Origin of the sequence: Actinoplanes awajinensis subsp. mycoplanecinus, from assembly GCF_001509495.1 — a bacterium.
GTDB lineage: Bacteria > Actinomycetota > Actinomycetes > Mycobacteriales > Micromonosporaceae > Actinoplanes > Actinoplanes palleronii.
The window spans coordinates 20,106-44,411 of sequence record NZ_LLZH01000257.1 but is presented as its reverse complement, the minus strand read 5'-3'; the positions used below and the strand labels follow the sequence as shown (position 1 = coordinate 44,411).

The following is a 24,306-nucleotide window of genomic DNA, read 5'->3' as shown; positions in this document are numbered from 1 at the left end:
GCACCGGGCGGGCACGTCGAGGAGAATTGCGCAGGGGTGACAGGACTTGAACCTGCAGCCTGCGGTTTTGGAGACCGCTGCTCTGCCAATTGAGCTACACCCCTTTGCGGGACCGTCGTCTTGCGACTCACAGCCCCACGGCGCACCAGTGTACGGGTACGCCCTTGGTTATCCCAACCCGGGCCTACCGCTTCCTGACAAGCGCCTGTGCCAGAGACAGTACCTTGTCTCCGTGGCACGTGGCAGTCAGGGCGAGCTTGGTGTCGCCGTCCTCGGTGACTTCCTTCACCGTGGCCGTGACCACGACCTCGGTGCCCTCGTCGGTGTCCGGCACCGGCACCGGCCGGGCGAACCGGACGCTGAACTCCTTGACCGCGTCCGGCGCGCCGGCCCAGGCGGTCACCGCGCGGCCGACCAGCGCCATCGTGAACATGCCGTGCGCGATCACACCGGGCAGGCCGACACCTGTCGCGACCCGGTCACTCCAGTGGATCGGGTTGAAGTCGCCGGAGGCGCCGGCGTACCGGACCAGGTCGGCCCGGGTGACCCGGAAGGTCTGCGGTTCTGACACGTCAGCCATCAGGCGTTCTCCTCGCCGCGCTGGACCAGCTTCGACCACACCGTGACGACCGGCTCGCCGGCCTCGGTGCGCACCTCGGTGCGGGTGGTGATGAACCAGTGGCCACCCCGCGTGGTGATCTCGTCGACCGAGTTCACGCAGACCAGCGCGTCGCCGGCCACCACCGGGCGGGTGTAGGCGAACCGCTGGTCGCCGTGCACCACCCGGCTGTAGTCCAGGCCGAGCGCCGGGTCACCGATCACCTGGCGGCTGGCCGACATGGTGATGGCGACCGGGAACGTCGGCGGGGCCACCACGTCCGGGTAGCCGAGCGCCCGGGCGGCCTCGGGGTCGTGGTACTCGGCGTCGGTGGCACCGATCGCGCGGGCGAACTCGCGGATCTTCTCCCGCCCGACGAGGTAGGTCTCGGTGGGCGGCCAGGTGCGGCCGACAAACGTCTGATCCAGGGGCATACCCCACAAACTACAATGCGCCGCCCGGAGTGACTCCGGGCGGCGCAAAGAGAGAAACTATGTGGTGCGAGGGCTCAGCGAGTCTCGCGGTGCAGGGTGTGCTTGCCGTCGCGCGGGCAGAACTTCTTCAGCTCGACGCGGTCCGGGTCGTTGCGCCGGTTCTTCTTGGTGATGTAGTTCCGGTCCTTGCACTCCGTGCACGCCAGGGTGATCTTCGGACGTACATCTGTCGCCTTGGCCACGGCGGGGTGCCTTCCTGCTAACGGAATCTCGCTTGACGACCAGTCAGCGTAGACGCTCGGTCGGTCAACCTGCAAATAGGGCCCCGGATGAGGCCCTATTGTAAATAAGTAGCGGTGGCCGGACTTGAACCGGCGACACAGCGATTATGAGCCGCTTGCTCTACCATCTGAGCTACACCGCCGAGTCAGGCTCACGTTCAGCGCCGGGCGGCGGGAACGAGCCCGGTAGAGCCCCCTTACGGAATCGAACCGTAGACCTTCTCCTTACCATGGAGACGCTCTGCCGACTGAGCTAAGGGGGCTTGCCGCTTGCGATCACTCGCTCGCTGCAGAAGTAAGACTACACGGCCCCGGACCCGGGGTGAAATCGGTACCCCCAACAAACCGAAGACGCAGGTCAGATGACCGCTCGGAGCCTGCGCACCTCGCCCGTCGGCGTGCTCTCCGGCTCGGTCTGAGCGCTCAGCCAGGCCTCCAGCCGCTCGAACGGCAGCGGCCGGCTGAAGAGGTAGCCCTGACCGATTTCGCAGCCCATCTCCTCCAGCAGCCCGAGGGTCAGCTCGCTCTCCACGCCCTCGGCGACCACGGTCAGGCCGAACTCGCGGGCCAGCCCCACCACCGCCCGGACGATCGCCAGGTCACCGGTGTCGGTCGCCATCCCCTGCACGAAGGTGTCGTCGATCTTCACCTCGTGCACCGGCCACTGACGCAGGTAGCCGAGCGAGGAGGCGCCGGTGCCGAAGTCGTCGACGCTCAGCCGGACACCCAGGTCGCGCAGGCGATAGAGGCTGGGCAGCACCCGCTCGATGTCGCTCAGCATGCCCGGCTCGGAGATCTCGAAGGTGACCTGGCCGGGCTCCACCCGGTGCTCCTCCAGCAGCTCCTGGACCAGGTCCGGGAAGCGCGAGTCGAGCAGGGTGCGCGCCGACAGGTTGACCGCGATGGAGAGCGGGCGGTCGGCGTCCGCCCAGAGCTTGCAGTGCCGCAGGCCGGCGGTGAGCACCACTTCGGTGAGCCGGGCCAGCTGTCCGGTGTGCTCGGCCACCGCGACGAAGTCCTCCGGGGCGACCTCGCCGTGCGCCGGGTGCACCCAGCGGGCCAGGCACTCGACGCCGATCACGTGCCGGTCGGCGAGCGTCACCTTGGGCTGGAAGTAGACCTCCAGCTGGTCGTTGTCGATCGCCCGGCGCAGGTCCGCGGCGATACCCAGCCGTCGGACGGCGCGGGACTCCAGCGCCGGGTGGAACGGCTGCACGCCGTACGGAAGGGCCTTGGCCGCGTTGGCCGCCAGCTCGGCCCGCTGGAGCAGGGTCTCCGGGTCGCTGCCGTGGTCGGGGTAGACCGAGACGCCGACCGCGGTGTCCACATCGAGCGTGAGTGAGCCGACCGCCATCGGGCCGCGCAGCCGCTCGCGCATCTTGGTGGCCAGCTCCAGGGTCTCGTCGATTCCCTCGGCCCGCAGCGTCACCATGAACTCGTCGCCGCCGACCCGCCCGACCAGGGCGCCCGGACCGGCGATGCCGCGCAGGCGCTCGGCCACCTCGGCGAGCAGCTTGTCGCCGGCCGCGTGGCCCATCGACTCGTTGACGGTGCGCTGGCCGTCCACATCGAAGAGCAGCACCGCCACCACCTCCGCCTCGACCTGCACGGTCACCGACTCGGCCAGCGCGTCGATCATCCGGCGGCGGTTCGGGAGGGCGGTGAGCCGGTCGTGATAGGCGTCGTAGCGCAGGCGGTCGACCAGCCGGGAATTCTCCACCGCGACCGCGACGTGGGCCGCGATCGTCTCCAGCACCTGCACATCGGCCGGGCGGAAGGTGTTGTAGGGGCCGAGCCGGTTCATTACCTCGAGCGTGCCGATCGTGGTCTGCCCGGAACGCAGCGGAACCACGATCAGGTCGCGGGCATTCGCAGATCGCAGCTCAGCACGCCGGTCGTCGGTATCCTCAAGCTGTGGTCCGACCGCGATCGCCCGGCCGTCCCGCACCACGCCGTCACGGACCGTAACGGGAGTCGGGGAGATGTCGAACAGCCCGGCCTCGTCGTCGACCCGGGAGGTGAGCAGCACCTCCGGGTGCCGGCCCTGCGGGGCCAGCCACAGCGTGGAGAACTCGGCACGCATGAGCGTGCGGACCCGGCCGAGCAACACGTCGGGCAGGGCCCCGTCGGCCGCCTGGTCCCGCACCGCGAGGGTGAGCTCGTAGACCTCGGCCAGAGTGCGGTGCTGCCGGAAGAAGTCGGTGAAGGAGCGGAAGACGAAGACCAGCGCGGCGGCCAGGACCGCGAGCAGCAGGATCGCCCACCAGGTGGTGTCGACCACGAGCAGGACGACCAGACCGACCGCGATGTTGATCGCGGCGGTAATCAGGGCCGAGAGGCCGGCGCGCAGGGCGACCTGACCGGCATAGCGGCCCTGGACCACGGCGATGACGCTGGCGACGGCGATGTGTGAGGCCATCGCTCCGGCCATGACCGCGGTGAAGAGGACCGCCCAGGTAGCCGGTCCGACGCCTTCAGCCTTCGGCAGCGCGGCGATGACGATGAGGGTGACCGTCGCCCGGGCCGCGGAATTCGCGACGTTGAAGAAGAGCTTGGTCGGTTCCATCCGGATACGCAGGAACGACGCCGCGGCACCGACCGTCACCGCGAGGATCACCATCGGCGGCGAGAGGTAGTGCAGAGCCAGGACGAGCGGGATCTCGGTAATCGTGACGGAATACGTCTGCCGCCGAATGAAGATGTTGGTGACCGCCAAGCCGGAGGCGAAGAGTCCGACAGCTGCCAGCAGGCCGCCAGCCCAGTGGTGATACCAATTGTCGTCGGCGATCGAGAACCCGATCAAGCCGAGCATCGCGAACAGCGCCAACGGTCCAGTGATCAGCCAGGCATAGTCGGAGGAACGTCTGCTCGATGGGCGACGCCCGCTCATGACTCTCCTTGGTCAGTCGATCTGCCCGCGAGGTCGCCAACCGTTGGGGTTCGTCAGCCCCAGACGCTCTCGAGCGTGTGGTAGAGGACCGCGGAAGTGCCGGCGACCTCGTCAGAAGCTCCAGCGAAGCCGAGACCACCGATCACCACTGCGAGCGCCAAAACCAAGCCGGCAAAGCGGCCCAGCTTCCTTGAAGACATGTCGGCTCCCATGTTTTGCACGTCGCTGTTTTGCAAGCACCATGATGGTGCCACACCGCCTGTGCGACAGGGAGTGTTCAACAGCGGGTCGCCACGGCGCCGCAGTAAAACCTGGCCGAACGGCTGAGTCGACCATGGCTGTCCTCGTTGAAGAATTGGCGGCTTTATGGGCGATTTATTGGTAGAAGTGAGAACAATTCACCAAGGCGCGTCAAGGCTCCTTGACGTCAGGCTGACCTGACGGCCAGAGTGGTTGTATGGCGACTCCCGACGAGTTAGAACGACAGCACACGCTGATCACCGCTACTCGGCGTTATGACGACCTGCGGATGCGGGACGCCCTCGCGGCCATGAACCCGGATCACGACACCTCCGGCCTCTCCCCCACCGAGATCCTCGAGATGCTCGCGCTCAGCGAGGTGGTGATCCGCAAGGCCGGGTACGGCCGGCAGGCCATGGTCGGGTCCGCGCGAGCCGCCGGCACCTCGTGGACCCAGATCGGCGCCGCGCTCGGCAGCAGCAAGCAGGCCGCCTGGGAGGCGCACCAGCGCTGGATCGAGGAGCAGACCCGGCTGCACGAACAGGCCGGGTACCAGGGACTTGACCCCGACGCCGCGGACGCCGCCCGAGGGCTGGCCGGCCGCCCGGACTGAGCGGTCAGTCGCCGGTGGCGGCCGGGCGGTCGGTGGCGGCGTACTGCGACCAGGATCCCGGGTAGAGCCGCCCCTGGCCCAGGCCGGCGTGCTCCATGGCGATCAGGTTGTGGCAGGCGGTCACACCGGAACCGCAGTAGGAGATCACCTCGGCGGTGCCGTCCGCACCCGCCGCGGCGAACCGGTCGCGCAGCTCGGCGACCGGGAGGAAGCGGCCGTCCGGTGTCACGTTGTCGCGACAGGGCAGGTTGCGGGCGCCCGGGATGTGACCGGGACGCGCGTCGACCGGCTCGGTGTCGCCGCGGAACCGGGGAGCGTCCCGCGCGTCGAGCACCACGTGGCCGCCGTCGGCGGTGTCGGTCAGCGAGGCCAGCCGCTCGGCCGGCCACTCCCGCGGGGTGAAGTCGGCCCGCGGCGGGGACGGGACGTCGGTGGTGAGCTCACCGTCGTACGACAGAAGGCCTCCGTCGAGGAGCGCGGCCTGGCGGCCGATCGACCGCAGCAACCAGATCAGACGAGCGGCGATGACGCCGCCCGCATCGTCGTAGGCAACCACCCGGTCCGCGTCGCCGATGCCGGCGGCGGACATCGCCGCGGCGAAGACCGCCGGATCCGGAAGCGGATGCCGGCCCTCCGCCGGCGAGGCCGGAGCGGCAAGCGCGGTGTCCAGGTCGATGAAGACCGCGCCGGGCAGATGACCTTTCCGGTACGCCTCGGCGCCGGAACGACCGTCGAGGTACCAGCGGACGTCGGCCAGGATCACGTCACCGGCGTTGGCGCGCAGCCAGGCCAGGTCCACCACGGGGTCGATCACGCTCGCCACCTGCCTAACGGTTTCTCATCGGCTTCTCATCGGCCGAGATCTGTCACCGGCCGGAGTTCTGTCACCGGCTCGAGTTATTTCATCGGCTGGACAGGCCCAGGCGCAGGCCGAAACCGATCAGGACGGCGCCGGTTCCGGCATCGACGCTACGCCGGACCGCGCGCCGGGCCAGGAAGCCACGCGCCGCCTGCGCGCCGAAAATGATCAACGTGAACCAGGCCAGGCCCTCCACGTCGTGCACCAGGGCCAGCAGCAGGCCGACGCCGAGCGGCGACTCCCCCGGCGGCAGGAACTGCGGGATCACCGCGATGTAGAAGGCACCGATCTTGGGGTTCAGCAGGTTGGTGAAGAAGCCCTTGCCGAACGTGCTCCACAGGGTCGGCGCCACCAGCGCGGCAGCCGCCACGTCATCGGCGGCGGCGGACCGGAACGCGGCGCGGATCATCCGGGCGCCGAGGTAGAGCATGTACGCCGCGCCGGCCACCCGGAGCGCCGTGTAGGCGACGGTGGACGCGGTGAGCAGCGCGGAGACCCCGACCGCGGCGGCCGCGCCCCACACCAGGGCGCCGGTGCCGATGCCGAACGCGGTGGCGAAGGCGGGACCGCGGCCCATCGTGACGGCCGCGCGCAGCACCAGCGCGGTGTCCAGGCCGGGCGTGATGGTGAGCAGGGCACCGAGGACGGCGAAGGAGAGGACGGCGTGGGTCAGATCCATGTGCGCATTCCTGCTCCTTCTCCGAACCCGGCGATGATCAAGCCATTCGGGTGATCAGCGGTAGTTGTCGAACTGCAGGGCGACGCCGAAGTCCTCCTGCTTGAGCAGGGCGATCACCGCCTGCAGGTCATCGCGCTTCTTGCCGGTCACCCGGAGGCTGTCGCCCTGGATCTGGGCCTGCACGCCCTTCGGGCCCTCGTCCCGGATCTTCTTGCTGATCGCCTTGGCCTTGTCGGTCTCGATCCCCTCGACGATCTTGAGATCGATCTTGAAGGTCTTGCCGGACTGCCGGGGCTCCCCCGCGTCCAGGGACTTCAGCGAGATGTTCCGCTTCACCAGCTTTTCCTTGAACACGTCGAGCGCGGCCAGAGCACGATCCTCGGTCTCGGACGTGATGGTGAAGGCCTCTCCCGACTTGGCGAGCTCGGTGCCGGTGCCCCGGAAATCGAATCGGGTGCTCAGCTCCTTCTCCGCCTGGTGGAAAGCGTTGTCGACCTCCTGCCGGTCGACCTTGCTGACGACGTCGAACGACGGGTTGGCTGCCATGATCAGACTCCTGCGGCTGGGTGCTTGTCGATGTCGCTCACGGGCCGGTGAGGACCCCGCGACATGCCGACCGTACCCGGTTGCGGACCGGCCCCGCGGTACGGCTATTCTGATGTCCGCTGCTGCGGGAAACCACGGCAGTTGCCCAGGCGGATTGCCCGAGCGGCCAATGGGAGCGGACTGTAAATCCGTCGGGAAACCTTCGCAGGTTCGAATCCTGCATCCGCCACAGGCAGGAAGAACGGCCCCGGTGTCCACGGAAACGTGGCGCCGGGGCCGTTCTCGTTGTGGCGGACGACATGTCACTCTCCGGTGTGCCCAGCGAACTCACAGCGACCTCGGGGATGAACGTGCAGGAAGTTCGCGTTCTCTGGAGAGCGGGTCACGAACCCGCTCGCTGAAGGAGTCGAACGTGCACAGCCATCACAACGGACTCAAGACTGCCGCCCTGCTCGGCGTGCTCACCGGTCTCATCCTGGCCGTGGGGTATTGGCTCGGCGGCAGCACCGGACTGGTCATCGCGGTGGTCTTCTCGCTGGTCACCAACGCGGTCAGCTACTTCTTCTCGGACAAGATCGCGCTGCGGGCGATGGGCGCGCAGCCGGTCAGCGAGGCCGAGTTCCCGGCGTTGCACCACATGGTGCGTGAGCTGGCTCAGCAGGCGGGGCAGCCGATGCCGCGCCTCTACGTCTCACCGTCGATGCAGCCGAACGCGTTCGCGACCGGGCGGGACCCGGAGCACGCGGCGGTCGCCGTGACGGTCGGCATCACCCGGATCCTCGACCAGCGTGAGCTGCGCGGCGTGATCGGGCACGAGCTGTCGCACGTCTACAACCGGGACATCCTGATCTCCAGCGTGGCGGGTGCGCTGGCCGGGATCATCACGATGTTCGCGCAGCTGGCGATCTTCCTGCCGTTCGGCGGGTCGGACGACGAGGACTCGCCGAACCCGGCGTCGCTGCTGCTGATGCTGATCCTCGGCCCGCTGGCCGCGTCGGTCATCCAGCTGGCGATCAGCCGCAACCGGGAGTTCCAGGCCGACGCGTCCGGCGCCACCCTGACCGGGGACCCGCTCGCGCTCGCCAGCGCCCTCGAAAAGATCCACTACGGTACGCAGCGGGTGCCGCTGCCCGCCGACAGCCGGCTCACCAGCACGGCGCACCTGATGATCGCCAACCCGTTCGCGGGTGGTGGCCTCTCCGCGCTGTTCTCCACCCACCCGCCGATGGCGGAGCGGATCAAGCGGCTGCACGAGCAGGCGTCGCTCACCCGTGGGGCGGCTCGGCCTTACCTGCGCTGATCCGTCGTACCAAAAAATCGGACGCCGTGAGGAGCGCGACAGCGGCCTTTATTTCCGTGATGTTTCGGTGGCGCGGCGTTAGCGTCGGAGACCTTCCCGCCCGCCGCGCCCCTCGGAGGTCCCGCCCGTGACCGCATTGCGTCAGTACCTTGGCGTGTGGCAACTGCCGGGCGGACGGACCCTGCTGGTCGTCGGCATCCTGGCCCGGCTCGGCACCGGCATGACACCGCTCGGACTGCTCCTGCTCGTCGAGCAGGCCACCGGGCGGTACGCCGCGGCCGGGCTCGCCGGCGGCATCTACGCACTGGCCGGTGCGGCCCTCAGCCCGGTCGCCGGACGGCTCGCCGACCGGATCGGCCCCGCCCGCATCCTGCTCGCCACCGGAATCCTGCACCCGCTCGCGCTCGGTGGCGTGCTGCTGGCCACCAGCGGCGGCGAGGACGCGCTGCCCTGGATCTTCGTGGCGTCGGCGGCGGGCGGCGCGACCTATCCCACGCTGACCGCGGCGATCCGGCGCGCCTGGACCGACATGACCTCGGTCGGCACCGGGCAGCACGGGCTGCGGGCCGCCGCGATGGCCGCCGAGACGTCACTCTTCGAGCTGGTCTTCGTGGTCGGTCCGATGCTCGTCGCGGTGTTCATGGTGATCACCGGGCGACCGGCCACCGCGCTGATCTGCTCGGCCGTGACCACGCTCGTCGGTACGACGTGGATCTCCCGCCTGCCGGTCATGCAGCACCGCGGCGCGATCCACCCCGACCACGTGACGAAGGGGCTCGGCCCGCTGCGGGTCAGCGGCTTCCCGGCGCTGGTGCTCTGCGCCGGCGCGCTCGGTGTCGCGTTCGGGGCGGCCGGCGTGATCGTGCCGGCCTACGCGGCGCAGCACGGTGGCGGCGATTCGCTGGGCGGGGTGCTGCTCGGCGTCTGGGGTGTCGGCAGCGCGATCGGCGGCATCTGGTTCGGCACCCGGCACCCGGACATGGCGCTGTCCCGGCAGTTCGCCTGGCTGCTGGGCGCGGTCGCGGCGAGTTTCGTGGTGCTGGCGCTGATGCCCGGCCCGGTTTATCTGGGTGCGGCCCTGGTGCTCGGCGGCGTGGTCATCGCGCCCGCGCTGACCGTGGTGAACAGCCTGGTGAGCCGGGTCGCCCCGGCCGGGATGCTGAACGAGGCGTACACCTGGATGGTGACCGTGTCGGTCTCCGGCAGCGCCGCGGGTGGTGCGCTGGCCGGGGTGATCGTCGACCAGCCGGGCGGGCTGCCGTGGGCGTTCCTCTTCGCGGCCGGGGTGCTGTTCCTGGCGGCCACGGTGGCCGCCGCGCCGGAGGGGCCGGTGGCCCGGGCCGACCGGCACGCGACGATCCGGCTGGACGACGCGGTCGCCGCCGAGGCGATCTGAGCGGCACGCCGCCCCCACCGGTTGGTCTGGTTTGGATAGCCTGACGCCGAGAGACGGCGTGCGCGAAGGAGTCCGGCCATGGCCAAGGAAGTCACCGGTCCCGGCCGGCGTGCGGAGCGGCTCGACACCCTGCGCGCGGCCGACACCGACCGGCAGCAGGTCGCCGAGCAGCTGAAGGACGCGCTCGACGAGGGCCGGCTGTCGCTGCACGAGTACGACGAGCGGGTCGCCGGGGCCTACTCCGCTCAGACGTACGCGGAACTGGTTGTCCTGGTCCAGGATCTGCCCCGGCCCGGAGTCAGCGCGGCCGAGGTGCAAGCCCGGCAGAGCGCCGAGGCACGGCGCGCGGCACGACGGCTGCCGGTCGCGCTGATGGTGCTCTGGACCATCCTGGGCTCGCTGGCCGCGGTCAACGTGGTGGTGTATCTGCTGGTCTGGGCGACTGTCGACGGCTACGTCTACCCCTGGCCGGTCTGGCTGACGGTGCCCGGCGCCGCCCTCGGGGCCGTCACGGTCGGCGTCCAGGTGATCCGCCGCCATCATCGCCGGTTCTAACCCACATCCGGCGCCACCATCGCCGGTTCCAACTCACATCCGGCGCCACCATCGCCGGTTCTAAGTTGCACTCAGTGCACGCCGCGCTAGTGTCGGGAGCGTGCGACAACGCAGCCCGGAGACCTGGCGCCTGATCCGTGACTCGGCCGTCGATCTGATGGCCGAGCGGGGCTTCGACGCGGTCTCGGTCGACGACATCGTGGCCAGCGCCGGGATCTCCCGCCGGACGTATTTCAACTACTTCGCCGGCAAGGAGTCGGTGCTCTTCGACCCGGACCCGGACGACCCGCGGCTGTGGGCCGAGCTCACCGCCGCCCGGCCGCCGGGCGAGCCGCTCTGGACCGCGCTGCACCAGCTGATCCTCGGTTACACGGCGGCAACCGCCGACCGGATGATCCGGCAGCAGCGGGTGGTCGGCGCCTCCCCCGAGCTGGGCGCCTGCTCGCGGGACACCTGCGACCGGTTCTGGGACGCCGTCCGCGACTGGGCCGCGCACCGCGGCACCGCCGCGACCGACCTGCAGCTCGACCTTCAGATCAACACCGCGCGCACGGTGCTCAACACGGTGGCGCCGCGCTGGGACACGCACACCGGCATCGCCGGCCTGCACCGCTTGATCGACGAGGGCTTCACCCTCCTGCAATCTCCGGAATGGACGACCTCATGACCCGCGTACCGCTTTCCGTCCTGGACCTGGCCACCGTCCGCGAGGGGCACAGCAGCGCCGACGCGCTGCGCGGCACCGTCGACGTCGCCAAGACCGCCGACGAGCTGGGCTACTCCCGGTTCTGGGTGGCCGAGCACCACAACATGCCGGCCGTCGCGTCGACAACGCCGCCGGTCCTGATCGGTGCGGTTGCCGCGCAGACCCGGCGGATCAAGGTGGGCTCCGGCGGGGTGATGCTGCCGAACCACATGCCGTTCGTGGTGGCCGAGCAGTTCGCGCTGCTCGAGGCGCTCTACCCGGACCGGATCGACCTGGGCATCGGGCGGGCGCCGGGCACCGACCAGGCCACCGCGGCGGCGCTGCGCGGGGTCTCGCCCTACCTGACCGTCGAGCAGTTCCCGGAGCACCTGCAGACCGTGCTGGGGCTGCTCGGGGACGAGCGGGCGGCCGGCAAGACCGGGCGGCTGATGGCCACCCCGGCGCCGGAGACGTTCCCCGAGGTCTGGATCCTCGGATCGTCGACCTACGGCGCGCAGATCTCGGCGGCGCTGGGCCTGCCGTTCTGTTACGCGTACCACTTCGCCATCGCGTCCGACGTGGACAGCGCGCTGCAGCTCTACCGGTCCGGCTTCCAGCCGTCCGAGCGGTTCCCGGAGCCGCACGTGATGGTCAGCGCCTCGGTGATCGCGGCCGAGACGACCGAGGAGGCGCAGTACTTGGCCGGCCCCAGCCGGATCATGGCGCTGAGCCTGCGCACCGGACGACTCGGCCCGATCATCTCGCCCGCCGCGGCCGCCGAGCGTGAACTGTCCGATCTTGATCGGCAGATGCTGAACTCGCTGCCCGGCACCCAGTACGCGGGCACCGCCGACGAGGTGGTCGCCGACCTGGACGCACTGGTCGAGCGCACCGGCGCGAACGAGCTGATCCTGGCCGGGACCACCTATGACCCGGCGACCCGGCAGGACACCCTGGCCCGAATTGCGAAGGCGTGGGGCCTCTAGGCCGTCTTAGGATGGCGGCATGGCTTGGCAGCTGACGTCCGATGTGGAGGAATTCGCCGCGGTCACGGGCGAATTCCTCAGGTCCGCGCCGGTCCGGCACACTGTTTTTCTCACGCTTGTCGACACCTTGCGATCGCGAGGACCGCATGCGTACGGACCGGAAGACCCGTTCTTCGGCTGGTGGACGACGCCCGGTGCCGCGATCAGGGGTGTGCTCCTGCAGACGCCACCACACCCGGTGCTGTTCAGCGAGCTGCCGGCCGACGCTGTCCCGGCGGCGGTCACCGCGCTCGCCGACCGGCCGATCGCCGGGGTGAACATGCTCGCCGGCGACATCCCGCGATTCGCCGGTGATCGGCCGTACGTCGCCGGCATGAGGACCCGGCTGCATCGGCTCGGTGCCCTGACCCCACCCGAGCCGGCACCGCCCGGTGTCGCGCGCCCGGCCACCGCCGCCGACCGGGACCTGCTGGTCGACTGGTTCGCCGGCTTCGACGCGTTCATCGGCAACCGCGGGCCCGGCATCGACACCATCGAATACTCCCGCGTCACGCTCTGGACCGACGACGGCGTGCCGGTCGCGATGGCGGTCCGCTCCCGGCCACAAGCCGGGATGGTACGCATCCTGACCGTCTGGACACCTCCCGAGCTGCGGCGGCGCGGCTATGCCGGCGGGGCGACGGCCGCCGCCACCCGGGCCGCGCTCGACGAGGGCGCGAGCGAGGTGGTGCTCTACACCGACCTGGCGAACCCGACCAGCAACGCGCTTTACCACCGGCTCGGCTATCGGCCGGTGGAGGATCGAGCGATGGTGGAGTTCAGATGACGACCGGAACAGCGCTGTCGGTGAACGTCGGCCCGCCCGCGCCGAGCCTGGGCAAGGACGTGCCGACCACCGGGATCCACAAGCAGCCGGTGACCGAGCCGGTGACGGTGCGCGCGCCCGGGCCGAAACGCAGCGGCCTGCACAGCGGCGTGGTCGGCGACCACATCGGCGACACCAAACACCACGGCGGAAACGATCAGGCCATTTATGCGTACGCCAGCGAGGACTACGCGTGGTGGTCCGCCGAGCTGGGTCGCCCGCTCCCGCCGGGGCTGTTCGGGGAGAACCTGACGACGTCCGGGCTGGACCTGGCCGGTGCGGTGATCGGCGAGCGCTGGGAGTTCGGGTCCGGGCTGGTGCTGCAGGTGACGTTCGGGCGGATCCCGTGCGTGACGTTCCAGAACCGGATGGCGGAGCCGCGCTGGGTGAAGCGGTTCGCCCGGGAGAACCGGACCGGGGCGTACCTGCGGGTGGTCGTTGAAGGCCCGCTCGGCCCGGGTGACCGGATCGCGGTGGTGGACCGGCCGGCGCACGGGCTGACGGTTGCCGAGGCGTTCGAGATCTACATGCACGACCAGTCCCGGCTGGCGAGGCTGCTTGACGCCCCGGAACTGCCGCCGGACCTGCTGGCGGAGGTCACAGACCGCCTCTCCTGACCTACCCCGCCCGAGAATCTCCCCGGCGCGGTGATCCCCCCGCGGCGTGGGCTTCCCGGCGGGGTGATCTTCCCCGCGGCGCGGGCTTCCCCGCGGGGTGATTGGATGGCCGGTATGGAGATCGTGGTGACCGATGTGCCGGACAAGGGACGCTTCGAGGCCCGGGACGAGGCCGGGGCGCTCGCCGGGGTGCTGACCTACCAGATCACCGGCCCGATCATCGTGTTCACGCACACCAAGGTCGACCCGGAGTTCGAGGGGCACGGGGTGGGTTCGGCGCTGGCCAAGGCAGCCCTGGACGACGCCCGGGCCAAGACGCGAACGGTGGTCCCGATGTGCCCGTTCGTCTCGGAGTGGGTCGACAAGCACCCGGAGTACGAGCCCTTGGTCGCCCGCTCCACCCGCCGCGTGAAGTAGCCCCACCCCCGCTCCGCCCCGCCCCGCCCGGCCCCGCCCGGCCCGGTTCGGTTCGGCCCGGCTCGGTTCGGCCCCGCCCAGTTCGGCCCAGCCCCGCCCGGCGAGCACCCACGGTTCCTGTAGCGGCCCATTCCTATCGCAACCGCTCGCCAGCCCGGACCAGCGAGCGCCCATGGCGGGAATGCCGGCCCCGAAACGACGATGGGCGCTCGCCGACAGCGCGGCTGGCGCTCACGGCGGTCAAACCGGACACGACACAGCCCTGACCACCAGCCACAGGCACCCAGCTGGTCCTGAGCGCCGTTATGACAGGCCGATAACGGCCCCCACAGCCAGCCGGAAACGCCCAGCTAGCCGCCAGCGCCCTTATGACCCACCCATAACGGCCCCCACAACCAGCCGGAAACGCCCAGCTAGCCGCCAGCGCCCTTATGACCCACCCATAACGGCCCCCACAGCCAGCCGGGGAGGCCTGGCTGGCTGCCAGCGCCGTTATTACCTGGCAAAACGGGCTTGAGGACCAGCCGCTGCGTGGTGGACGCCGTCGCCTTCTGCGGGGTGCGGCTGGCGCAGCGCATCGTTACCCGCCGCCCGCCCCGCCTGGCCCCACCACGAGCGAGTCCGCTCCCGGACATGGCGGATTTAGCCCTTCTTGTCCGGCTCTGCCGCGGAAGTGTCGGTGCTGGGGGGAGAGGTAGCGGGGGCGTCGCCGGACCAGTCGACGCTCATGGCTCGGTTCACGTCGCCGCGGCGGTTGGCCTGGCGGGTGCGCAGCCACTCCGCGCAGATGTGCCGGACCGCATACCAGCGGACGCCGACCAGTCGCTGATCACTTACATCGACTACCGGGATCATGATGACGCCGTCGCGGCCCGGTGCCGGGATGTAGCGCAGTTCCTCCGGAAGGTCCGCGTCCACCGACACCAGGTCGTTGTCGAACGGCCAGGACTTGCCGGCCTGGGTCATCCGGATGACGACGGGACGGCCGCAGTGGCGGCACGGTTGGGCCCGGCTGCTCATGAAGGTTCCATCCCGTCAGATCTTGGGTGGGCCACGCTACCGGAGACAGGGCCGGGCCGAGGCTGGGCAGGCCGAATACGGATCAGGCCCGAGAACCGGCCAGGAAGAAACGCAAAGCCTCCCAGAGAAGAAACGCGAACCCGGCCGGTCAAGAGACGCCTGGCGAGTCAGGGCGCGAAACGCGGAGCGGGAAAAGGAAGAAACTCGGCATGGGCCAAGGCCGGAGAGCAGGCGCGAGGCAGGAGCACGGACGCGATACAAGGCGGGGCCTGGGGCGCGGGGCGGGAGCACGAACGCGAGGCAGGGCGAGACCCGGGACAGGGCACGGCGCGGGACAGGGCGCGACCCGCCACAAGGCGCGACCCGCCACAAGGCGAGAAGTGGTCAGGTCAGGGCGTTGAAGAGGAGTTGGGGGGCGAAGCCCACCAGTACCGCCACCACCGCTGAGATCGCCAGCGCCGCCGCCACCGGGCGGGTGACCGGCAGGCGGGGGTGCAGGGCCGCGTCCAGCAGGACCGGGTCGGCGACGGTCAGGCCGATGCGGGCGGGCAGGGTGTAGAGCGAGGTGGCCACCCGTACGTAGTACGCCAGGGCGATGACCGCGTTCAGGACCACCACGCCGGCCAGCCACGCCCAGCCGTGCTGTACCAGTGTGTTGACCACGGACAGCTTGGCGAACAGGCCGGCCAGGCCGGGTGGCAGACCCGCCAGACCGGCCAGGGACAGCACCAGCGCGGCGCCCAGCCACGGGCTGCGGCGACCGGCGCCACGGAAGTCCAGGAGGGTGCCGCCGTCGGCTTCCGGCGGGCGGAGCGCGACGACCACGCCGAACGCGATGAATTCCAGAACCACAAAGAAGATCGCGTACGCCAGGGCGGCCGGGATGCCGGCCGCACCGATCGCGAGCGCGGCCAAGATGTAGCCGGCCTGTGCGATCGACGACCACGCGAGCAGCCGGACCATCCGGGTCTGGCGCAGGGCGACCAGGTTCCCGATGGTCATGGTGAGGACCGCGAGGACGGCGAGTACGGCCCGGGCGTCCAGATGGGCGACCACCGCGGCCAGCGCCAGGACGCCACCGAGCTTGGACGCCGTGGAGAGGTAGGCGGCGATCGGTACGGGGGCGCCGTCGTAGGTGGCCGGAGCCCAGGCGTGCAGCGGGACCGCGGCGACCTTGAAGGCCAGGCCGATCACCAGCAGGGCGACGCCGACACCGGCCAGCGGGCGGAACGGGCCGGCCGCGGGAGTGAGCAGGGCCAGGTGCAGAGCGCCGGTGGCGACGTAGTTCAGGGCCGCGCCGAGCAGGGTCACCGCCGTGGAGATCACGCTGATCAGGAAGAACGTCAGCGAGGCGGAGGCGCCGGTGGTGGTGGGGCGCTGGTCGTGGGCGAAGCGGCGCAGGCCGACCAGCACGTAGAGCGGCAGCGTGAGGGTCTCCAGGCCGACGATCAGGGTGATCAGGTCGCCGGCGTAGGCGACGACCACGCCGCCGGTCATCGAGCAGGCCAGCAGGAAGCAGAACTCGCCGGCCGGTGCGGCGCCGAGACGCAGGGCCGGCGCGGAGAAGGCGAGGACACCCACGGTCAGGGCCGCGAAGAGCACCGTGGTGACCGCGGCCGGCCAGGTCGCGACCCAGGAGCAGGCGCCGGTGGTGCAGAACGTTCCCGCCGAAGGGCCGACGACCAGGGCGAGCACCGCGGTGGCCAGGCCGCCGAGCGCGGTGACGGCGAGGACCGCGGCGCGCTTGGCGACAAACAGGTCGGTCAGGAAGGCGAGGATCGCGGTGCCGGCCGCCGCATAGAGCGGCAACAACGCAAAATGATCAACCGACTGGCTCACCGCAGAACCCCCAGGCGACCGAAAACGAACAGCGGAACCCGCGCCAGGCCGCCGACAAACGGCAAGATCAGCGCCAGGTCGATGCCGAACAACAGGACCCGCAGACGACCGGAAGCGATCACGGCTGGACCCCCAACAAGGTGGCCAGCGGCAACGCCGTGTCCACCAGCACCAGCACCGGGAGCACCCCGACCAGCAGCGTCAACATGACCAGCGGCACCCAGGCGAACCACTCCACCCCGGCGATCGTCGTGCGCAGCGAGTGCACCGACGGCGTGGTCGGCCCCTGCGTCAGCCGGCGCAGCAGCCGCAGGAAGTAGGCCGCGGTCAGCGCCCCGCCCAGCGCCGCGACGGCCGCGAGCGTCAGCCACAGCGGGCCGCCCCGCTGCACCGCGCCCACCACGGCGAACGCCTCGCCCCAGAAGCCGGCCAGCCCGGGCAGGCCCAGCGAGGCGATCGCGGCGAACCCGAACAGCCCGGCCAGCCGCGGCGCGGTCTCCCGCAGGCCGCTGAGCTGGTCGAGCGAGCCGGTACCGGCGCGGTCCTTGATCGTGCCGGCCAGGAAGAACAGCAGGCCGGTGATCAGCCCGTGTGCGACGTTGCCGAGCAGCGCGGCCTGCAGGCCGGTGACGGTCAGCGTCGCGATGCCGAGCAGCACGAAGCCCATGTGGCCGACGCTGGAGTAGGCGATCAGGCGTTTCAGCTCACGCTGGCGCAGACAGATCAGCGAGCCGGCCAGGATGGCGATCACGGCGAGGACGCCGAGGGCGGGTGCGGCCCACGCGGCACCCTCCGGCGCGACACCGACGCCGACCCGGATCAGGCCGTAGGTGCCCATCTTCAGCAGGACGCCGGCCAGGATCACCGAGCCGACCGTCGGCGCCTCGGTGTGCGCGTCGGGCAGCCAGGTGTGCAGCGGCCAGAGCGGGGCCTTGATCGCGAACGCGACGGCGAGCAGGGCGAACACCACGCACTGGGTGGTCCGGGTGAGCCCGGAGGCGCCGGTCAGCATGATCAGGTTGCCGGTGCCCGCCTTGGTCACCACCAGGACCACGCCGAGCAGCAGCAGGACCGAGCCGGCCAGCGTGTAGAGCACGAACTTGCGGGCCGCCGCGCGCCGCTCCGGGCCGCCCCAACCGGCGATCACCGCATACATCGGCAGCAGGACCACTTCGAAGAACACGAAGAAGAGCAGCAGGTCCAACGAGAGGAAGGTGCCGAGGACACCGACTTCCAAGATCAAGAGCAAGACCGCGAGGGTACGACCGGAGCCGCCGTGCGGAACCTTGCGCACCGTATAGGCGCAACACAGCAGCGTCAGCAGCCCGGTCAGGACGACCAGCGGATAGGACACCCCGTCCACCCCGAGGTGGAAGCGCAGCCCGAGCGCCGGGACCCAGGACAGGTCGAGGTTCACCCAGGGCAGCAGCGGCGGCACCGGCGGTCCGTCGCCGTACGCGAACCAGCCGAAGTCGGTGGTGCTCGGTCGCACCAGCGGCACCAGGAGCGTGAGCCCGAAAGTGATCGCCGCGAAGACGGTCGCGACGATCCGGCCCTGGCGATCCCGGCCGGCCGGGAGCAGCGCCACCACGGCGGCACCCAGCGCGGGCACCAGCAGCATGGCCAGCAGCACCATCGACCCGGCGGACCAGGTCGAGTCGGCAACGTAATCGCGGTACATCAGGTGCCCACTCCCAACCACGCGACTACGCCGAGCACGAGTGCGCCCAGGAACACCAGCACCGCGGCGCCGGACAGTGCCACCCGGTGCGCCTCGGCGAACATGCCGCCGAGTTCCCGTGTCGCCGTGCCGGTGCCCTCGACCGCGGCGTCCACCACCTGCTCGTCGGCGACGGTGACCAGCCGGGCCAGTGCCTTCGCCGGCCGTACGATCAAAACGCCTTGAACGGTGTCCAGGTGGAACCCGGAAGCGAACAGCGGCCTGGCCCGGCCCAGCGCCTCGACCGGGTCCACGCCGGGCGCGGCCCACCAGAGCCACCACGCGGTGCCGGCCCCGGTCGCCAGCAGCAGCATCGGCAGCAGGATCGCGACGCCCAGGTGCGGGTCGTCCATCTCCAGGGCGTGCCGGAAGCCGGGCGCGAACGCGGCGAGCCCGAGCAGCGCGGCCGGGACCGTGAGGATCAGGATCGGCCAGCGCATCAGGCCGGGTGGGTCGTGCGGTACGGCCGTGGTGCGGTACCGGGCGTCGTCGAAGCCGATCTCCCAGCGCGGCCCGTCCGGACCGTGCTCGCGGGACGGCCCGAAGAACGCGCGGAGCAGCAGCCGGGTCGCGTACCAGGCGGTGACACCGACCGCGAGCAGCGCGGACAGCCAGACCAGCCAGGCGGCCCAGACCGGCACCGGCTCGCCGCCGTCGGTGGCGTGCGCCGCAGCGGTCAGCACGTTCTCCTTCGACCAGAACCCGGCCAGCGGTGGCAGCCCGGCCAGCGCGCCCAGGCCGATCACGAACGACCAGAACGTGACAGGCATGTGCTCGCGCAGCCCGCCCATCCGGGACAGGTAGTTGGTGCCCACCGCGTGGATCACGGCGCCCGCGGCGAGGAACAGCAGCGCCTTGAACGCGGCGTGGGTGAGCAGGTGGAACAGCGCGGCGGCGGGCGAGCCGACGGCCAGCGCGCCGGTCATGTAACCGATCTGGGAGACCGTGGACCAGGCCAGCACGCGCTTCAGGTCGTCCTGGGCCGTCGCGGACAGCGCACCGAGCAGGATGGTGATCGAGGCCATCACCGCCAGAGTCGCCAGCGCGGCGGGCGACTGCTGGAACAGCGGGTAGGTGCGGACCACCACGTACACGCCGGCCGCGACCATCGTGGCGGCGTGGATCAGCGCGGAGACCGGCGTGGGGCCGGCCATCGCGTCGGGCAGCCAGGTGTGCAGCGGGAACTGCGCGCTCTTGCCGGCCACCCCGGCCAGGAGCAGCAGCAACGCGGCGGTCAGGGTGCCGCTGGAGTAGTCGTGGGCCAGCACGTCGGCGAGCCGGGACGTGCCGGCGTCCGCGATCAGCAGCGCGATGCCGAGCAGGAAGCCGACGTCACCCACCCGGGTGACCAGGAACGCCTTCATCGCGGCGGCCGGCGCCTCGGGCAGCCGGCGGTCGTGCCCGATCAGCAGGTAGGAGCAGGCGCCCATCACCTCCCAGCCGATCAGCAGCCCGATCAGGTCACCGGACGTCACCACCAGCAGCATCGCGCCGGTGAACAGGCTGACCTGCGCGGCGTACGGCGCGTACCGCGGATCGTCGTGCAGGTAGGTGACCGAGTAGACCTGCACGCACAGCGCCACCACACAGACGGCGAGCGCGACGTAGAGCGCGGCCGCACCGGCCGAGAAACCGACGGTCACCTCGATGCCGCCGAGCGACAACCAGTGTGCGTTCGCGGTCAGCGGCGCACCCCGGCTGGTCGAGACGGCGAGCAGCACGATCGTGTCGAGCAGCGCGAGAGCCGCGCCGGCGACGCCGAACAGGGCCGCGGTCCGTCGCGGTCCGCCGTCACCCGGCGGGAGGACGAGACCGACAAGACCCAAAAACAGGGGTACGCCCGGAAGCAGCGCCCCGAGCCAACCCGCGATCACTCGGTCACCTGTTCCTCGGCGAGCGGCACCTCGTCGATCGCGACGGCCTTCCGCATCCGGTAGTACTGCAGCACGATCGCCAGCCCGACACCGACCTCGGCGGCGGCCAGCACGATCACGAAGAGCGCGAACACACCGCCCGAGCCGGCCTGCGAGTTCGGCGCGGCCCACGCCTCGCCCGGCACCCCGCGCAGCGCGGACTGCAACGAGACGTCCGCGGTGACCAGGATCAGGTTGACCGCGTTGAGCATCAGCTCGACGGCCATCAGCACCAGGATCGCGTTGCGGCGGCGCAGCACACCGTAGACACCCAGCCCGAACAGGGCGGCGGCGACGACGTACGGAATCGTCACATGCATCAGGCCGGGACCTCCGCGTCCTTCTCCTCGTCCTGGGGGGTCTCCGGCTCCTCGGGCCCCTCGGGGTCCTCCGGCTCGTCCGGCACCGGCTCCTCGACCGGCGGGGCCGGGCGGGCGCCGATGTCCGGGCGGGACAGCACGATCGCGCCGACCAGCGCGGAGAGCAGCAGGATCGAGAGCACCTCGAAGGGCAGCACCCAGGTCCCGAAGATCTGCTCGCCGAGGCGTTCGGCGGTGCCCGGGTCCCGCTGCGGGTACTCGATCCAGTGGAACGCGTCGACGAAGAGCGCGGCCAGGCCCAGGCCGATCCCGGCGCCGATCAGCGCGGACGGGCCGATCGGGCGGTCCAGGTCGGTGGACGGGCCGACCGGTGCGCGGGTCAGCATCACCGCGAACAGCAGCAGCACGACCACGGCGCCGACATAGACCAGCACCTGCACCCAGGCGACCAGCTCGGCGCCGAGGACCAGGTAGAGCCCGGCGATCGCGCCCAGGCTGACCACCAGGTAGAGACCGGAACGGACCAGGTGGGTGCTGGTCACCACGAGAGCGCCGGACCCGACGGCGAGGGCACCCAGGGCGATCATCAGGATGTCGGCGACGGTCACGGTTCCGGCTCCGGACGGGGCTCAGGTCGTACCGTGGAAGGTCTTGCGGTCTTGGCGGCAGTGGCCGCGCCCGGACCAGCGGCCTTGCGTGCCGCGGTCGCCTCTTCCTTGGACGGCTCGCCGAGCACGTCGTGGGCCGGCGGCGGCGGAACGGTCCGCATCCAGTCGCCCAGCCGGTCCTTGTCGTGCAGCAGGTTGAGGACGTCGGTCTCGGCGTATTCGAACTCCGGCGTCCAGTGCAGCGCGTCGAACGGGCAGACCTCGATGCAGATCCCGCAGTACATGCAGAGGGAGAAGTCGATGTCGAACTTGTCCAGCACGTTGCGCTGGCGGGCGCGCGCGGCGCCGGGAACGACGACCTCCTCCTTGTGCGAGTCGATGTAGATGCACCAGTCCGGGCACTCCCGGGCGCAGAGCATGCAGACCGTGCAGTTCTCCTCGGACAGCGCGATCACACCGCGGCTGCGTGGCGGGAGGTCCGGTTCGACGTCCGGGTACTGCTGTGTGGTGGTCTTCCTGGTCATCGTCTTGAGCGTGACGGCAAGGCCATTGATCAGACCCTTGCCAGGAACCGGGCGGTCGCCGTCATCAGTCACAAGGGCATATCCTGCCCGCTTCGGACGAGTGACGCGACCTCGACCCCGTCCGATCTTCCGGTACGGTCATCCTCAAGCGTCCAAGACGACATTGGGGCGACCGATGACTGCCTTTGACCTGTATCCGCCAAGCGGCGAATGGACAGTCGAGGACGTCGAGCGATTCCCGGAGGACAACCGGCGCCGCGAGCTCGTGGACGGATCGTTGATCTTGCGGCCCGGGCAGACACCGACCCACAGCATCATCACGACGCACCTGTTCGCGATTCTCGATCAAGGCTGTCCCGCCGCCTTCGAGGTCATTCCCGGGATACAGATCCGATTCTCGGAAACGACCGCGCTCGTTCCGGATCTTGTCGTGGTCCATGCCGGTCGCAATCCGGGGAGCGTGACCTACTTCAACCCGGAAGACGTGGTGCTCGCCGTCGAGGTCCTCGAAGAGCGCTCGCAGAACCTCGATCGGTTCCTCAAACCGGCGGTCTACGCCGCGGCCGGCATTTCTTGTTTCTGGAGAGTCGAGACCGGCGGCGGCATCGTCGTGCAGGAACACCACCTGGCGGATCCCGCCACCGGCTATCGAGCGGCAGGAAATCACACCGACCGGCTGACGGTGGAGAAACCCTGGTCCATCGATGTGCCGGTCAGCACCCTCGCACCACGCTCGCTCAGAGCAGCGACTTCACCGCGACCGTGAGGACCAGCTGGGCCAGGGCCAGCGGGACCAGGATCAGCCAGCAGAGCCGTTGCAGCTGGTCCTCGCGCATCCGGGGGAACGTCACCCGGAACCAGATGATCACGAAGGACAGCGCGCCGACCTTCAGCAGCGTCCACAGCCAGCCCAGGTGCTCGGCGTCCGGGCCGTGCCAGCCGCCCAGGAACAGCACCGTGGTCAGGCCGGCGATCACGATGATCCCGACGTACTCGGCGAGCAGGAAGAACGCGAACCGCAGGCCGGTGTACTCGGTCATGTAGCCGAAGACCAGCTCGGAGTCGGCGATCGGCATGTCGAACGGCGGCCGGCGGATCTCGGCCAGCCCGGCGATGAAGAAGACCAGACCGGCCGGGGCCTGCCAGATCAGCCACCACGGGCGCCACGCCTCGACGATCCCGGGCAGGCTCAGCGTGCCGGCCGCCATCGCGACGCTCGCCGCGGCCAGCACCAGCGGCAGTTCGTACCCGAGCAGCTGGGCGGCGCCGCGCAGGCCACCGAGCAGGCTGTACTTGTTGGCCGAGGCCCAGGCGGACATCAGCACCGCCACCACGCCGATCCCGAGCACCGCCAGCACCAGGAACAGGCCGATGTCCAGGTTCTGCGCCACCAGGCCGTTCGGGCCGAGCGGAATCGTCAGGATGACGACCAGGTAGGGGAACAGGGCGACGATCGGGGCCAACCGGAAGACGGTCCGGTCCGAGCCGTCCGGATGGATGTCCTCCTTCTGTACGAACTTGACGCCATCCGCGATGAGCTGGGCCCAGCCGTGGAAGCCACCGGCGTACATCGGCCCGACCCGGCCCTGCATGTGCGCCATGACCTTGTGCTCGGCCTGGCCGACCACCAACGGGAGGACCAGGAAGCCGACCATCACGGCGGCCACCCGGATCAGCAGATCCAGCCAGAGCGGCATCAGGGGGTGCCCCCGTCCGTCTTCCGGGCCGGTCGCGCCGGGCGGGCCGGTGCCTCCGGCGGGGGGATCTTGCCCTTCATCGGACCCCACTCGTTCGGGTCGGGTACGCCGGGCGGGCGCATCGGGGCGCGTTTGGCCGTACCGGCCTCGGACTCCCCCGGCTCCTTGGCGCCCGGCCACGGTTTCGCCACCCGGGCGGCCAGGATGAACTCCTTGCGCAGCGGGTGCCCCTCGAACTCCGGCGGCAGCAGCAGCGGGCGCAGATCGGGGTGCCGGGCGAAGACGATGCCGAACATCTCGTACGTCTCCCGCTCGTGCCAGGCCGCGCCGGGATAGATGTCCACCAGCGACTCCACCTCGGCGTCGACCCGCGGCACCCGGGCGCGCAGCAGCACACCGTGCCGACGCCGGGTCGACCACAGGTGGGCGATCACGTCGAACCCGTCGTCGCCCTCGTCGACGGCCGACAACCAGTCGAAGAAGTCGCAGCCCAGCGCACCGGGATCGTGCGCGATCGTGGCGGCGTGCCACCAGCGGGCGACCGGCACGTCGACCACCGCCCGGGCGTGACCCGGGCCGCCGCCGGACACACCCGCGGCGACCGCTCCCTGCGCCGGATCGTCCGTCTCCAGCAGGTGGATCAGCCGCTCTCCGACCTCTTCGGGCGTCATGCCCGTCATCCTATGATCCGGCGAACGTCTGCA

28 protein-coding genes and 4 tRNA genes are annotated in these 24,306 nt (G+C 70.4%); 11 read left to right on the top strand and 21 right to left on the bottom strand.

What is annotated here, in order from left to right; genetic code table 11:
- Window positions 1–31: 31 nt before the first annotated feature.
- The 8 genes from ADL15_RS25170 to ADL15_RS53220 form a co-directional block, all read right to left on the bottom strand.
- Window positions 32–104 (bottom strand) — tRNA-Trp (locus ADL15_RS25170).
- Window positions 105–184: 80 nt separating this feature from the next.
- Window positions 185–580, bottom strand: coding sequence for a MaoC/PaaZ C-terminal domain-containing protein (locus tag ADL15_RS25165; protein ID WP_067696071.1), 396 nt, complete (start codon window positions 578–580; stop codon window positions 185–187).
- Window positions 580–1,032, bottom strand: a complete 453-nt coding sequence (locus ADL15_RS25160; protein WP_067696068.1) for a MaoC family dehydratase N-terminal domain-containing protein — start codon at window positions 1,030–1,032, stop codon at window positions 580–582. The genes ADL15_RS25165 and ADL15_RS25160 overlap by 1 nt, the downstream gene beginning before the upstream one ends.
- 74 nt (window positions 1,033–1,106) lie before the next feature.
- Window positions 1,107–1,274, bottom strand: coding sequence for a 50S ribosomal protein L33 (gene rpmG / locus ADL15_RS25155; protein ID WP_014687739.1), 168 nt, complete (start codon window positions 1,272–1,274; stop codon window positions 1,107–1,109).
- Between the two features lie 109 nt (window positions 1,275–1,383).
- Window positions 1,384–1,456: transfer RNA gene (locus tag ADL15_RS25150), tRNA-Met, on the bottom strand.
- A 47-nt stretch (window positions 1,457–1,503) separates the two neighbouring features.
- Window positions 1,504–1,576: transfer RNA gene (locus tag ADL15_RS25145), tRNA-Thr, on the bottom strand.
- Between the two features lie 95 nt (window positions 1,577–1,671).
- Window positions 1,672–4,203: a putative bifunctional diguanylate cyclase/phosphodiesterase gene (locus ADL15_RS25140; protein ID WP_067696065.1), complete on the bottom strand. Its 2,532-nt coding sequence runs from the start codon at window positions 4,201–4,203 to the stop codon at window positions 1,672–1,674.
- A 53-nt stretch (window positions 4,204–4,256) separates the two neighbouring features.
- On the bottom strand, window positions 4,257–4,439 hold the full coding sequence (locus ADL15_RS53220) for a hypothetical protein (RefSeq protein WP_157441594.1): 183 nt from the start codon (window positions 4,437–4,439) through the stop codon (window positions 4,257–4,259).
- Between the two features lie 221 nt (window positions 4,440–4,660).
- Between ADL15_RS53220 and ADL15_RS25135 the strand changes: the two genes are divergently transcribed.
- A complete protein-coding gene (locus tag ADL15_RS25135; protein ID WP_067696062.1) occupies window positions 4,661–5,056 on the top strand; it encodes a hypothetical protein in 396 nt (131 codons plus the stop codon).
- Window positions 5,057–5,060: 4 nt separating this feature from the next.
- Here ADL15_RS25135 and ADL15_RS25130 read toward each other — a convergent pair whose 3' ends face one another.
- The 3 genes from ADL15_RS25130 to ADL15_RS25120 all read right to left on the bottom strand — a co-directional run bounded on the left by ADL15_RS25130 (window position 5,061) and on the right by ADL15_RS25120 (window position 7,140).
- Window positions 5,061–5,870, bottom strand: coding sequence for a sulfurtransferase (locus tag ADL15_RS25130; RefSeq protein WP_067696221.1), 810 nt, complete (start codon window positions 5,868–5,870; stop codon window positions 5,061–5,063).
- An 88-nt stretch (window positions 5,871–5,958) separates the two neighbouring features.
- Window positions 5,959–6,594: a LysE family translocator gene (locus tag ADL15_RS25125; protein WP_067696059.1), complete on the bottom strand. Its 636-nt coding sequence runs from the start codon at window positions 6,592–6,594 to the stop codon at window positions 5,959–5,961.
- 54 nt (window positions 6,595–6,648) lie between these two features.
- Window positions 6,649–7,140, bottom strand: a complete 492-nt coding sequence (locus ADL15_RS25120; RefSeq protein ID WP_067696056.1) for a YajQ family cyclic di-GMP-binding protein — start codon at window positions 7,138–7,140, stop codon at window positions 6,649–6,651.
- A 148-nt stretch (window positions 7,141–7,288) separates the two neighbouring features.
- Here ADL15_RS25120 and ADL15_RS25115 point away from each other — a divergent pair.
- The 9 genes from ADL15_RS25115 (at window position 7,289) to ADL15_RS25075 (ending at window position 13,961) form a co-directional block, all read left to right on the top strand.
- Window positions 7,289–7,369 (top strand) — tRNA-Tyr (locus ADL15_RS25115).
- 183 nt (window positions 7,370–7,552) lie between these two features.
- Window positions 7,553–8,440: a zinc metalloprotease HtpX gene (gene htpX, locus ADL15_RS25110; protein ID WP_067696053.1), complete on the top strand. Its 888-nt coding sequence runs from the start codon at window positions 7,553–7,555 to the stop codon at window positions 8,438–8,440.
- 127 nt (window positions 8,441–8,567) lie between these two features.
- Window positions 8,568–9,836 (top strand): MFS transporter, encoded by a 1,269-nt coding sequence (locus ADL15_RS25105; RefSeq protein WP_067696050.1) that lies wholly within the window; start codon window positions 8,568–8,570, stop codon window positions 9,834–9,836.
- A gap of 78 nt (window positions 9,837–9,914) precedes the next feature.
- Window positions 9,915–10,391 carry a DUF1707 SHOCT-like domain-containing protein gene (locus ADL15_RS25100; RefSeq protein WP_067696047.1) on the top strand — a complete coding sequence of 159 codons (477 nt, stop codon included), beginning with the start codon at window positions 9,915–9,917 and terminating at the stop codon, window positions 10,389–10,391.
- Between the two features lie 100 nt (window positions 10,392–10,491).
- The gene (locus ADL15_RS25095; protein ID WP_067696043.1) at window positions 10,492–11,058 is read left to right on the top strand and encodes a TetR family transcriptional regulator; all 567 of its coding nucleotides are present in this window, start codon (window positions 10,492–10,494) and stop codon (window positions 11,056–11,058) included.
- A complete protein-coding gene (locus ADL15_RS25090) occupies window positions 11,055–12,062 on the top strand; it encodes an LLM class flavin-dependent oxidoreductase (RefSeq protein ID WP_083971715.1) in 1,008 nt (335 codons plus the stop codon). Before ADL15_RS25095 ends, ADL15_RS25090 begins: the two co-directional genes overlap by 4 nt.
- Before the next feature lie 19 nt (window positions 12,063–12,081).
- Window positions 12,082–12,888, top strand: a complete 807-nt coding sequence (locus ADL15_RS25085) for a GNAT family N-acetyltransferase (RefSeq protein WP_067696035.1) — start codon at window positions 12,082–12,084, stop codon at window positions 12,886–12,888.
- Window positions 12,885–13,544 carry an MOSC domain-containing protein gene (locus ADL15_RS25080; RefSeq protein WP_067696032.1) on the top strand — a complete coding sequence of 220 codons (660 nt, stop codon included), beginning with the start codon at window positions 12,885–12,887 and terminating at the stop codon, window positions 13,542–13,544. The genes ADL15_RS25085 and ADL15_RS25080 overlap by 4 nt, the downstream gene beginning before the upstream one ends.
- 30 nt (window positions 13,545–13,574) lie before the next feature.
- Window positions 13,575–13,961, top strand: a complete 387-nt coding sequence (locus ADL15_RS25075; protein WP_338025572.1) for a GNAT family N-acetyltransferase — start codon at window positions 13,575–13,577, stop codon at window positions 13,959–13,961.
- A gap of 642 nt (window positions 13,962–14,603) precedes the next feature.
- Here the strand turns inward: ADL15_RS25075 and ADL15_RS25070 are convergent.
- The 8 genes from ADL15_RS25070 to ADL15_RS25040 all read right to left on the bottom strand — a co-directional run bounded on the left by ADL15_RS25070 (window position 14,604) and on the right by ADL15_RS25040 (window position 21,905).
- Window positions 14,604–14,981: a hypothetical protein gene (locus ADL15_RS25070; protein WP_067696026.1), complete on the bottom strand. Its 378-nt coding sequence runs from the start codon at window positions 14,979–14,981 to the stop codon at window positions 14,604–14,606.
- 384 nt (window positions 14,982–15,365) lie between these two features.
- Window positions 15,366–16,820 (bottom strand): NADH-quinone oxidoreductase subunit N, encoded by a 1,455-nt coding sequence (locus ADL15_RS25065; RefSeq protein ID WP_067696024.1) that lies wholly within the window; start codon window positions 16,818–16,820, stop codon window positions 15,366–15,368.
- The gene (locus ADL15_RS56520) at window positions 16,817–16,942 is read right to left on the bottom strand and encodes a hypothetical protein (protein ID WP_269748375.1); all 126 of its coding nucleotides are present in this window, start codon (window positions 16,940–16,942) and stop codon (window positions 16,817–16,819) included. Before ADL15_RS56520 ends, ADL15_RS25065 begins: the two co-directional genes overlap by 4 nt.
- Window positions 16,939–18,501, bottom strand: coding sequence for a complex I subunit 4 family protein (locus ADL15_RS25060; protein WP_067696021.1), 1,563 nt, complete (start codon window positions 18,499–18,501; stop codon window positions 16,939–16,941). The genes ADL15_RS56520 and ADL15_RS25060 overlap by 4 nt, the downstream gene beginning before the upstream one ends.
- Entirely contained in the window at window positions 18,501–20,414 is a 1,914-nt protein-coding gene (locus ADL15_RS25055; RefSeq protein ID WP_067696018.1) for an NADH-quinone oxidoreductase subunit 5 family protein, read from the bottom strand. The genes ADL15_RS25060 and ADL15_RS25055 overlap by 1 nt, the downstream gene beginning before the upstream one ends.
- Window positions 20,411–20,773, bottom strand: a complete 363-nt coding sequence (gene nuoK / locus ADL15_RS25050; protein ID WP_067696015.1) for an NADH-quinone oxidoreductase subunit NuoK — start codon at window positions 20,771–20,773, stop codon at window positions 20,411–20,413. Before nuoK ends, ADL15_RS25055 begins: the two co-directional genes overlap by 4 nt.
- On the bottom strand, window positions 20,773–21,381 hold the full coding sequence (locus tag ADL15_RS25045; protein WP_067696012.1) for an NADH-quinone oxidoreductase subunit J family protein: 609 nt from the start codon (window positions 21,379–21,381) through the stop codon (window positions 20,773–20,775). The genes nuoK and ADL15_RS25045 overlap by 1 nt, the downstream gene beginning before the upstream one ends.
- Entirely contained in the window at window positions 21,378–21,905 is a 528-nt protein-coding gene (locus tag ADL15_RS25040; RefSeq protein WP_373872938.1) for a 4Fe-4S binding protein, read from the bottom strand. The genes ADL15_RS25045 and ADL15_RS25040 overlap by 4 nt, the downstream gene beginning before the upstream one ends.
- A 175-nt stretch (window positions 21,906–22,080) precedes the next feature.
- On the opposite strand from ADL15_RS25040, the gene ADL15_RS25035 reads away from it, so the two are divergent.
- Window positions 22,081–22,671 (top strand): Uma2 family endonuclease, encoded by a 591-nt coding sequence (locus ADL15_RS25035; RefSeq protein ID WP_067696006.1) that lies wholly within the window; start codon window positions 22,081–22,083, stop codon window positions 22,669–22,671.
- Here the strand turns inward: ADL15_RS25035 and ADL15_RS25030 are convergent.
- Together ADL15_RS25030 and ADL15_RS25025 are read right to left on the bottom strand one after the other, a co-directional pair.
- Window positions 22,643–23,602: a complex I subunit 1/NuoH family protein gene (locus ADL15_RS25030; RefSeq protein ID WP_067696003.1), complete on the bottom strand. Its 960-nt coding sequence runs from the start codon at window positions 23,600–23,602 to the stop codon at window positions 22,643–22,645. The two genes, ADL15_RS25035 and ADL15_RS25030, sit on opposite strands and share 29 nt — an antisense overlap.
- Window positions 23,602–24,273, bottom strand: a complete 672-nt coding sequence (locus tag ADL15_RS25025) for an NADH-quinone oxidoreductase subunit C (RefSeq protein ID WP_083971709.1) — start codon at window positions 24,271–24,273, stop codon at window positions 23,602–23,604. Before ADL15_RS25025 ends, ADL15_RS25030 begins: the two co-directional genes overlap by 1 nt.
- Window positions 24,274–24,306: the final 33 nt, after the last annotated feature.

Coding starts and splice junctions, on each gene's coding strand:
- ADL15_RS25165 (WP_067696071.1), bottom strand. CDS start 580: ATGGCTGACGTGTCAGAACCGCAGACCTTCCGGGTCACCCGGGCCGAC.
- ADL15_RS25160 (WP_067696068.1), bottom strand. CDS start 1,032: ATGCCCCTGGATCAGACGTTTGTCGGCCGCACCTGGCCGCCCACCGAG.
- ADL15_RS25140 (WP_067696065.1), bottom strand. CDS start 4,203: ATGAGCGGGCGTCGCCCATCGAGCAGACGTTCCTCCGACTATGCCTGG.
- ADL15_RS25135 (WP_067696062.1), top strand. CDS start 4,661: ATGGCGACTCCCGACGAGTTAGAACGACAGCACACGCTGATCACCGCT.
- ADL15_RS25125 (WP_067696059.1), bottom strand. CDS start 6,594: ATGGATCTGACCCACGCCGTCCTCTCCTTCGCCGTCCTCGGTGCCCTG.
- ADL15_RS25120 (WP_067696056.1), bottom strand. CDS start 7,140: ATGGCAGCCAACCCGTCGTTCGACGTCGTCAGCAAGGTCGACCGGCAG.
- ADL15_RS25100 (WP_067696047.1), top strand. CDS start 9,915: ATGGCCAAGGAAGTCACCGGTCCCGGCCGGCGTGCGGAGCGGCTCGAC.
- ADL15_RS25090 (WP_083971715.1), top strand. CDS start 11,055: ATGACCCGCGTACCGCTTTCCGTCCTGGACCTGGCCACCGTCCGCGAG.
- ADL15_RS25085 (WP_067696035.1), top strand. CDS start 12,082: ATGGCTTGGCAGCTGACGTCCGATGTGGAGGAATTCGCCGCGGTCACG.
- ADL15_RS25080 (WP_067696032.1), top strand. CDS start 12,885: ATGACGACCGGAACAGCGCTGTCGGTGAACGTCGGCCCGCCCGCGCCG.
- ADL15_RS25070 (WP_067696026.1), bottom strand. CDS start 14,981: ATGAGCAGCCGGGCCCAACCGTGCCGCCACTGCGGCCGTCCCGTCGTC.
- ADL15_RS25060 (WP_067696021.1), bottom strand. CDS start 18,501: ATGTACCGCGATTACGTTGCCGACTCGACCTGGTCCGCCGGGTCGATG.
- nuoK (WP_067696015.1), bottom strand. CDS start 20,773: ATGCATGTGACGATTCCGTACGTCGTCGCCGCCGCCCTGTTCGGGCTG.
- ADL15_RS25040 (WP_373872938.1), bottom strand. CDS start 21,905: ATGACCAGGAAGACCACCACACAGCAGTACCCGGACGTCGAACCGGAC.
- ADL15_RS25035 (WP_067696006.1), top strand. CDS start 22,081: ATGACTGCCTTTGACCTGTATCCGCCAAGCGGCGAATGGACAGTCGAG.
- ADL15_RS25030 (WP_067696003.1), bottom strand. CDS start 23,602: ATGCCGCTCTGGCTGGATCTGCTGATCCGGGTGGCCGCCGTGATGGTC.
- ADL15_RS25025 (WP_083971709.1), bottom strand. CDS start 24,273: ATGACGCCCGAAGAGGTCGGAGAGCGGCTGATCCACCTGCTGGAGACG.